The organism is Actinoplanes sp. NPDC051411 (assembly GCF_040682075.1).
GTDB lineage: Bacteria > Actinomycetota > Actinomycetes > Mycobacteriales > Micromonosporaceae > Actinoplanes.
Genome location: NZ_JBFBAD010000053.1, coordinates 61580 through 70262, shown reverse-complemented (window position 1 = coordinate 70262; position 8683 = coordinate 61580). Strand labels below are relative to the sequence as shown.

At 72.7% G+C, this 8683-nt stretch carries 9 protein-coding genes; all 9 read left to right on the top strand.

Annotated features, from left to right (window positions below; translation table 11 throughout):
• The first annotated feature begins 114 nt into the window (after positions 1-114).
• The 9 genes from AB0M88_RS27480 to AB0M88_RS27440 all read left to right on the top strand — a co-directional run bounded on the left by AB0M88_RS27480 (position 115) and on the right by AB0M88_RS27440 (position 8573).
• On the top strand, positions 115-966 hold the full coding sequence (locus AB0M88_RS27480) for a hypothetical protein (protein WP_364107101.1): 852 nt from the start codon (positions 115-117) through the stop codon (positions 964-966).
• Between the two features lie 44 nt (positions 967-1010).
• Positions 1011-1979 carry an ABC transporter substrate-binding protein gene (locus tag AB0M88_RS27475; RefSeq protein WP_364107099.1) on the top strand — a complete coding sequence of 323 codons (969 nt, stop codon included), beginning with the start codon at positions 1011-1013 and terminating at the stop codon, positions 1977-1979.
• The gene (locus AB0M88_RS27470) at positions 1976-2740 is read left to right on the top strand and encodes an ABC transporter permease (protein ID WP_364107097.1); all 765 of its coding nucleotides are present in this window, start codon (positions 1976-1978) and stop codon (positions 2738-2740) included. Before AB0M88_RS27475 ends, AB0M88_RS27470 begins: the two co-directional genes overlap by 4 nt.
• Positions 2737-3534: an ABC transporter permease subunit gene (locus tag AB0M88_RS27465; protein WP_364107095.1), complete on the top strand. Its 798-nt coding sequence runs from the start codon at positions 2737-2739 to the stop codon at positions 3532-3534. Before AB0M88_RS27470 ends, AB0M88_RS27465 begins: the two co-directional genes overlap by 4 nt.
• Complete coding sequence (mdlC, locus tag AB0M88_RS27460; protein ID WP_364107093.1) at positions 3531-5132, top strand: benzoylformate decarboxylase; 1602 nt, start codon at positions 3531-3533, stop codon at positions 5130-5132. Before AB0M88_RS27465 ends, mdlC begins: the two co-directional genes overlap by 4 nt.
• On the top strand, positions 5132-5902 hold the full coding sequence (locus tag AB0M88_RS27455) for an ABC transporter ATP-binding protein (protein ID WP_364107091.1): 771 nt from the start codon (positions 5132-5134) through the stop codon (positions 5900-5902). Before mdlC ends, AB0M88_RS27455 begins: the two co-directional genes overlap by 1 nt.
• A gap of 75 nt (positions 5903-5977) precedes the next feature.
• Positions 5978-6775: an acyl-ACP--UDP-N-acetylglucosamine O-acyltransferase gene (gene lpxA / locus AB0M88_RS27450; protein ID WP_364107089.1), complete on the top strand. Its 798-nt coding sequence runs from the start codon at positions 5978-5980 to the stop codon at positions 6773-6775.
• A complete protein-coding gene (lpxD, locus tag AB0M88_RS27445; RefSeq protein WP_364107087.1) occupies positions 6772-7773 on the top strand; it encodes a UDP-3-O-(3-hydroxymyristoyl)glucosamine N-acyltransferase in 1002 nt (333 codons plus the stop codon). The genes lpxA and lpxD overlap by 4 nt, the downstream gene beginning before the upstream one ends.
• Positions 7770-8573: a UDP-3-O-acyl-N-acetylglucosamine deacetylase gene (locus AB0M88_RS27440; RefSeq protein ID WP_364107085.1), complete on the top strand. Its 804-nt coding sequence runs from the start codon at positions 7770-7772 to the stop codon at positions 8571-8573. The genes lpxD and AB0M88_RS27440 overlap by 4 nt, the downstream gene beginning before the upstream one ends.
• The last annotated feature ends 110 nt before the right edge of the window (positions 8574-8683 follow it).

Genomic DNA, 8683 nt, shown 5'->3' with positions numbered 1-8683 from the left:
ATGTTAAAAACACTCTACCCCACCCCCCCCTACCACCTAATTTCGTCAATTTACCCCGGGCGGGCGGCGGCCCCCCGCCCCCGCCACCCGACGGGCCACCGAGGGAGGCCTCCGATGAAACGCGCCGTTCTTCTCACCATCGCCGTCGCGGCCGCGGTCCTGGCCGGCTGCGCGGCGGACCCGCCGGCCACGGCGCCGCCGCCCCGGGACACCCACGGGGACTTCGTGCTGCCCGCCGACGCGTACGCCTTCACGCTTCCGGAGACCGGCCGGATCGATCTGGCCCGCGAGCTGCTGGCCGGCAGATGCATGCGTCGGCTCGGTTACGCGTTCGACGCGGACGCGGCCCGCCGGGAGATCCCGGCCGGCAACGACGCCACCGTCACCGACCTCGGCTGGTACGGCAACAAGCGGCGCTACGGCGTGACCGACCCCGCGGTCGCCGCCCGGTACGGCTACCACCTGGTGAACCCGAACCTCGGCGGTACGTCGCCGGCGCCCGGGTTCGGCACCCTGACCCCGGCGATGCGCACCGCGCTGACCGGCACCTGCACCCGGGAGGCCTCCACCGCGCTGTCACCGGACGGCGTGGTCGGCGAGGCCGACGTGGTAGGCGCCCTGGGCAGCGGGTCCTTCCGCGACTCGCTGCACGACCCCACGGTGACCGCCGCCTTCGCGCAGTGGTCCGCCTGCATGCTCGAAAGCGGTCGCCACTACGCCTCACCGGCGGTGGCGGGCAACGAGTTCGACATCGACAGCCCGCGCATCACCCCGGCCGAGACGGCCGCCGCCTCGGCCGACGTCGCCTGCAAACAGCGCACTCACCTGCTCGACATCTGGCACGGTTTCGAGACCACCGACCAGAACTCCCGGATCGCCCGGGATCCGGCGGCCTTCGCCGCGGCCAAAGCCGACCATGATGCCGAGATGAGACGGGTGGCCGCGGTCCTCGCCGCCGAGATGTGAATATCGTCTTGTGCCCGCACCCGGCTAGGTATTGACTAACGACTATGCGACAAAATCGCCTTTCCGCGGTGGCCGTCACCTTCCTGCTCGCCTCCTCCCTGGCCGGGGCCTGCAGCAGCGGGAAGTCCACCGGGTCCGGCACCCTGGAGAAGTCGACGATCACGGTGGCGTCGCTGCCACTGCTCGACGCGGCCGCCGTCCACATCGCACAGGACCAGAAGTTCTTCGCGGCCGAAGGGCTGACCGTCAAGATCGAGCCGGTGGCGCAGAGCCTCGCCGCGCTGCCCGCGCCGAAGAACGGGCAGGTCGACGTCATCGCCGGCGCGAACTACGTGACGCTTCTTCAGGCCGATCAACAGGGCACGCTGAAGCTGAAGATCATTGCGGACGCCGCGGCCGTCGCACCGGGCTTCATGCAACTGCTGGTGCTTCCCGATTCGCCGATCAGGCAGGTGTCGGACCTCGCCGGCAAGACCGTGGCGGTCAACATCCTCAACAACGTCCAGTCGCTGACGTTCAACGAGATCCTCAAGGCCAACCACGTCGATCCGGCGACCGTCAAATACCGTGCGGTGCAGTTCCCGCTGATGGACAAGGCCCTGGCGAACCACGATGTCGACGCGGTGCACACCGCCGAGCCGTTCGGCACCGTCATCCAGCAGAAGCTCAAGGCCCGCATGGTGATCGACGGCGGCGCCGCGCCGAACGCCGGCCTGCCGGTGAGTGGCTATGTCACCACCGACGACTTCGTCACCCGGTACCCGAAGACCGCGGCCGCCTTCCAACGGGCGATCCAGAAGGCGCAGGCGCTGGCGGCCGGCGATCGCAAGCAGGTCGAGCGGGTCCTGCCCGGCTATGCCAAGGTCGACGCGGCGACCGCCGCGAAGCTTGACCTCCCCGCGTACCCGACCGCGGTCGACCCAGCCGGGCTGCAACGGCTCTCCGACCTGATGGTCCAGCAGGGCCTGTTGAAGAAACCGATCGACGCGCAGAGCGTGACCTGGCGGCCATGACGCGCGCCGGCCGCGGGCTGCGAGGACTGGCCGGCCTCGTCGTCGTGGTGGCGATCAGTCAGCTCCTCGCCGTGACCGGTGCCGTGCCCCGGGAGTTCCTGCCGACCGCGTTCGACGTGCTCACCCGGGCGGTACGCCTCGGCGGCGACCCGGAGTTCCTGCGCGAGGTGGCGGTCACCGTCCGCGCCTGGGCGACCGGCGTGGCGCTCGCGGTGGCCGTCGGTGTGCCCGTCGGCCTGTTGCTCGGCAGCATTCCGGCGGTCGGCACCGCGGTCCGGCCGGTCCTGGAGTTCCTGCGGCCCATCCCGTCGGTCGCGCTCATCCCGCTGGTCAGTCTCATCCTCGGCGCCGGCCTCGCCACCGAGGTCACGCTGGTGATGTACGCCTCGGTCTGGCCGGTGCTCTTCAACGCCGTGTACGGCCTGCAGGGCGTCGATCCGGTCCCGCGCGAAACGCTGCGGGTCTTCGGGTTCGGCCGCCTCGCGGTGCTGTGGCGGGTCTCGCTGCCGGCCGCCGCCCCGTTCATCGCCACCGGGATACGACTGGCGGCCGCGATCGGCCTGATCCTCGCGGTCGGCACCGAGATCCTGGCCGGCTTCGGCGACGGGCTCGGCGTCGTCATCGCCCAGGCCCAGCAGGCGCCGGACGGCACCACCGACGTGCTGGCGGGCATGGTCTGGGCCGGCGCGCTCGGCCTGGTCATCAACGCCGTGCTGGCCGGTAGCGAGCGACGCCTGTTCCACTGGCGGGACCGCACATGACGGCCGGACTGCTCGGACTCGTCCGGCGGTGGTTCCTGCTGGTGGTCGCGATCGCCGTGTGGGAGCTGGCCACCCGCCGGGCGGCCGACGTGTTCTTCCCGCCGCCGTCGCGGATCGTGGCCCGGATGTACGACCTCTGGTTCTCCGGCCCCGCCGCCCATCTCTGGCTGACCGCCGACGCGATCGCCAACGTGCTGCCGAGCCTCGGCCGGATGGCGGCCGGGCTGGCCGGGGCGCTGGTCGCCGGGGTGGCTCTCGGCCTCGCCCTGGGCCGTTCCGAGCGGATCCGGGCCTACCTCGACCCGCTGCTGCAGTTTGGCCGGGCCGTCCCGCCGCCGACGCTGGTGCCGGTCTTCGTCGTGCTGATGCACCTCGGCACGCCGATGCAGATCGTGTCGATCGCGGTCAGCGCCGTCTGGCCGATCCTGCTCAACACCGCGGACGGGGCCGGCTCGGTCGATCCACTCCAGATCGCCACCGCGCGGGTGTTCCGGCTGTCCGCCGCCGATCGGCTGGTGCGCATCATCGTTCCGTCCGCGCTGCCCAAGATCTTCGCCGGTCTCCGCCTCAGCCTCTCGCTCGCCCTGATCCTCATGGTGTTCTCCGAGTTGCTGCCGGGCACCGCCGACGGCATCGGCTTCGAGCTGACCGACGCGCAGAGCCGATCCGACCTGCCGACCGTGTGGTCGGCCATCGTCCTGCTCGGGATCCTCGGCTATCTGCTCAACACACTGCTGCTGGTGCTGGAACGACGGGTCCTGCGTTCGTATCGGGCCGAGAGAGGAGCTTCATGATGGAACGGTTCACGGTCCGCGAGGCCGTCTTCGACTTCCTGCGCCGGTGCGGTGTGGACAAGGTCTTCGGCAACCCGGGCTCCACGGAACTGCGGATGCTCCGGGACTGGCCGGCCGGTCTGACGTACGTGCTGGGGCTGCAGGAGTCGGTGGCCGTCGCGACCGCCGCCGGTTACGCGATCGGCACCGGGCGGGCCGCGGTGGTCAACCTGCACTCGGCCGGCGGGGTGGGGCACGCGCTGGGCGCCGTCTTCAACGCGTACCGCGACCGGGTCCCGTTGCTGATCATCGCCGGTCAGCAGACCCGGGCGATGCTGCCGACCCGCCCGTTCCTGGCGGCCGACGAGCCGGCGAGCTTCCCCCGGCCGTACGTGAAATGGAGCGCCCAGCCGGACCGCCCGGAGGACGTGCCGCCGGCGATAGCCGAGGCCTTCCGGATGGCCATGGCGCCGCCGCGCGGGCCGGTGTTCGTGTCCGTGCCGGAGGACGACTGGGACCATCCGGCCGAGCCGGTGGCCGTCCGGGAGGTCCGCGGGGATTACCGCGCCGACCCGGACGACCTCCGGGAGGTGGCCGACGCGCTCAACGGCGCCCGTCGCCCGGCGCTGGTCATCGGCGCCGGCGTCGACGAGGACGACGCCCAGGAGTTCGCGGTCGAGCTGGCCGAGCGCACGTCGGCGTCGGTCTGGCTGACGCCGCTGTCGGCGCGGTCCGGCTTCCCCGAGGACCACCGTCTGTTCAGCGGGTTCCTGCCGCCGGTGCGTGACCAGATCGCCCGCCGGCTCGACGGTCACGACGTCGTGGTCGCGTTCGGCGGGTCCTTCTTCAAATACCACGTGCACACGCCGGGTCCTTTCCTGCCGGCCGGCACCCGGCTGTTCCACCTCGACTGCGATCCGCTGCAGGCGGCCTGGGCACCGGTCGGCACCAGCGTGCTCACCACCGTCCGAAGTGGGCTGAAGGGACTGCTGGAGCTGGTGGAGAAGCGGGACCGGCCGGATCCGCCGCCCCGCGCGGTTCCGCCGCCGGCATCGCCGGCGGATCCGATCGGGGCCGCCCTGGTGATCGAGACGCTGCGGTCGCTGCTGCCGGCCGGCGCCGTCGTCGTGGAGGAGGCCCCGAGTCACCGCGACGAGTTCCACGCCCGGCTGCCGATCACCCGGCCCGGTGGCTTCCTCACCACCGGCAGCGGCGCGCTGGGGTGGGGGCTGCCGCTCGCCGTCGGACGGGCCTTGGCCGGCTCGGGCGAGCGGGTGGTCTGCGTGATCGGCGACGGCTCCAGCATGTATTCGATCCAGGCCCTGTGGACGGCGGCGCGGTACCGGGCCGCCGTGACCTTCGTGGTGCTCGACAACGGCGGCTACACCGCGGTCCGGCAGCTCGGCCGGCGCCTGGGCACGCCGGAACCGGTCGGCACGGAGCTGACCGGCATCGACTTCGTGACCGTGGCCGCCGGGCTGGGCTGCCCGGGCACCCGGGTGTCGGCGGCGGCCGGCCTGGCGCCGGCGCTCGCGGACGCGCTCGCCGCGGACGGGCCCTTCCTGGTGGTCGTCCCGGTCGTGGCGGAGGCCTCCGCGGCCTATGAAAGCGAGCGCTGATGACCGCGATGCTCGAGATCGCCGGTCTCGGCCATGCCTACGACGGCCACGTGGCGCTGGACGCGGTCGACCTTCGGATCGCGCGCGGCGAGCTCGTCAGCATCGTCGGCCCGTCCGGCTGCGGCAAGTCGACCCTGCTGCGCTGCGTGGCCGGGCTGGTCCGGCCGACCGAGGGAAGCCTGTTCATCGACGGCCGCCCGGTGGCCGGCGTGCCGGACGACCTCGCCGTGGTCTTCCAGGAATACAGCCGCTCCCTGCTGCCCTGGCTCACGGTTCAGGACAACGTGGCGCTGCCGTTGCGGCGCCGCGGCCGCGGCCGGGCCCAGCGGCGGGCCGACGCGACGGCGGCCCTCGAGGCGGTCGGCCTCGCCGCCGTCGCCCGCAAATACCCGTGGCAGCTCTCCGGCGGCATGCAGCAGCGGGTGTCGATCGCCCGGGCGCTCGCCTACCAGCCGTCGTTGCTGCTGATGGACGAGCCGTTCGGTTCCGTGGACGCGCAGACCCGGGAGGACCTGGAGGACCTGCTGCTGGACGTCCGCGGCACCGACATGACGATCCTGTTCGTCACCCACGACATCGACGAGAGCGTCTATGTGGGCGACCGCGTGGTAGTGCTCGGGCCGGCGCCGGGCAGCGTCGTGGCCGACCTGCCGGTGCGCCTGCCGGTCCGCGGCGACCAGATCGCGACCCGGGAGCAGCCCGAGTTCGTCCGGCTCCGCGCCGAGGTGGGGCGCCGGGTCCGCCTCGGCTCCCGCGAGGTCATCCGGTGATGGATCGGTGAGAGAAGACTTGAAAGCCGTTCGTTGTCTACTACTCCGGCCCGAGAGGACAGGAGGCGGATCGGCATGAGGGTGGCCGGACTGGTCAGTGGCATCGCCGCCACCGCGGCGATCAGTGCCGAGGCGCACCTGGGTGCCGGCGTCTCGGTCGGGCACGGCGCCGTCGTGGAGGCCGGGGCCTACCTCGACGAAGGGGTGCAGGTGGGCCCGATGGCGGTGATCTGTGGCTCCGCCCGGCTGGGCCGGGGCGTCCTCGTCTTCCCGCACGCGGTGATCGGCGCCGACCCGCAGATCAGGAATTTCCGGCCGGAGGCCGGCGGAACGACCGAGATCGGCCCGGGAACCGTGCTCCGGGAGGGCGTGACCGTGCACCGCGGCACCGAGGGCGGCAGCACCGTGGTGGGTGCCGACTGCCTGGTGATGGCCAACAGCCACGTCTCCCACGACTGCCGGGTCGGCCGCGGGGTGGTGATCAGCCACGGAGCGGGTCTGGCGGGGCACGTGACGGTCGGCGACGACGCCACGATCGGTGGGATGGCCGGGGTCCACCAGTGGGTCCGCATCGGTGAGCTCGCCATGCTCGGCGCACTGGCCAAGGCGACGCGGGACATCCTCCCGATGGCCCTGGCGGACGGCAATCCCGCGACCCACCGCCGGGCCAACATCGTGGGGATGCGGCGCCGGGGCCTCGGCGCCGACGATCAGCACCGGGTCACCCGCGCCCTCGCGGCGCTGGCGGCCGGCGAGGACGCGGCCGATCACCCGGACGCGGCGGCCGACCGCATCGGCGCCTTCCTGCGAGCGCCGAGCCGGCGCGGACTGGCCGCGTTCGCGCCGACCTCGTTCGTCCCGGACGCGCCATGAGCTGGACCCTGCCGCAACTCGCGGAGCTCACCGGTGCCGAGGCGCGAGGTGGCGCGGGTCTCGTCGTCCACCGGCCGGTGGATTTCGACGCGGATGATCCGGCCGGGATCGCGTTCTGCGAGCGCCGCAGGCACCTGGACCGGTCGGCCGGCGTGGGGGCCGTGATCGTGCCGCCCGACCTGCCGGCGGGCGACCGGCCACACCTGGTCGCGGCGCATCCGCGGCTGGCCTTCAACCGCATCCTCGAGCAATATCATCGCCCGCCGTCGCTGCCACCGGGACGGCATCCGACGGCGGTCGTGGACGATTCCGCCGACATCGACCCCAGCGTACGGATCGGCCCGTTCGTGGTCGTCGAGCCCGGCGCCCGGATCGCGGCCGGGGTGCAGCTCTTCGCCTTCTGCTATGTCGGAGCCGGCTGCGTCGTCGGCGAGGACACCGTCGTCCACCCCCGCGTCACGCTCTACCGGGAGGTGCGCGTCGGCCGGAGGTGCATCATCCATGCCGGTGCCGTGCTCGGGGCGGACGGGTTCGGCTTCCTGCCGGTCGCCGGGAAGTATCGCAAGGTCCCGCAGGTCGGCACCGTGGTCGTGGCCGACGATGTCGAGATCGGGGCCGGCACCACCATCGACCGGGCCACCGTCGGGGTGACGAGCGTCGGCGCCGGCACCAAGATTGACAATCTGGTCCATGTCGGGCACAACGTTCACCTCGGCGAGGACTGCGTGGTCGCCGGGCAGGCCGGCATCGGCGGCAGCGCCCGCATCGGCGACCGGGTGCGGCTGGCCGGCCGGGCCGGCGTGATCGACCACGTGCGGATCGCCGACGACGTGAGCGTGGGAGCCGGCGGCATCGCGTTCGCCGACCTGCGGGAGCCGGGGACGTACTGGGGGCAGCCGGCCCGGCCGTTCGCCCAGGCCGGGCGCATCAACGCGCTGCTGCCCCGGCTGGCCGACCTCCTCCAGCGGGTGCGGCGCCTGGAACGGCGCGGGCCGTGACGGTCCGCCGCACGATCGCCCGCTCCCTCCGGTTCTCCGGCCGCGGGCTGCATTCCGGGTCACCGGTGACCATGTGGCTGCACCCGAACGACGAACACATCGTCTTCCGGTGCCGGGGTGAGTCGGTGCGAGCGCATCCCGGCAACGTGACCGGCACCTTCCGCGCCACCACGCTCGGCCGGATCGCCACGGTCGAGCACCTGATGAGCGCGTTCGCCGGTGCCGCCGTCAGCGACGCGATCGTCGAACTGACCGCTCCGGAGGTGCCCGCCCTCGACGGCAGCGCGAAGGAGTTCGCCGACGCGATCGCCGATGCCGGAACGGTGGCCCTCGACACGGACCCGGGCCCGCTGCTCTCGACGCTCTCGACCGGGATCGTCGTCCGGGAAGGGCCGGCGAGCATCGTGATCCGGCCGGGCAGCGGGCGATGGTGCTGCACCTATGACCTGGGGGACCGGTGGCCGGGGGCGCTCACGGTGCGCGCGAGGCTTCCCGGCGAGTACGCCGACGAGATCGCCTGGGCGCGCACCTGTGTGCTGACCGAGGAGATAGCGCCGGCACGCCGGGCCGGCCTCGGCCGGGGTCTGAACTCCGGCAGCGTCGTCATCATCGGGCCGGACGGATATGCCAACCCGGTCCGGTCCCCGGACGAGCCCGCCCGGCACAAACTGCTCGACCTGGCCGGTGACCTGTGGCTGGCCGGTGTCCCGCTGGACCGGCTGGACGTCACCGCCGTCCGGCCGGGGCACTCGACCGCGGTGCGGGCGGCGGCGCGCCTCGCCCGGCAGTGCGGGGCCTGAGGCTGTCGTCACCGGACGTGACCATACGCCGGCCCCGAATCGCGGCATACGCGCCTATACCCTGGCCACAGCGACGCGGCGTACCCTGAGGATCCGCGTACGACCCGGAC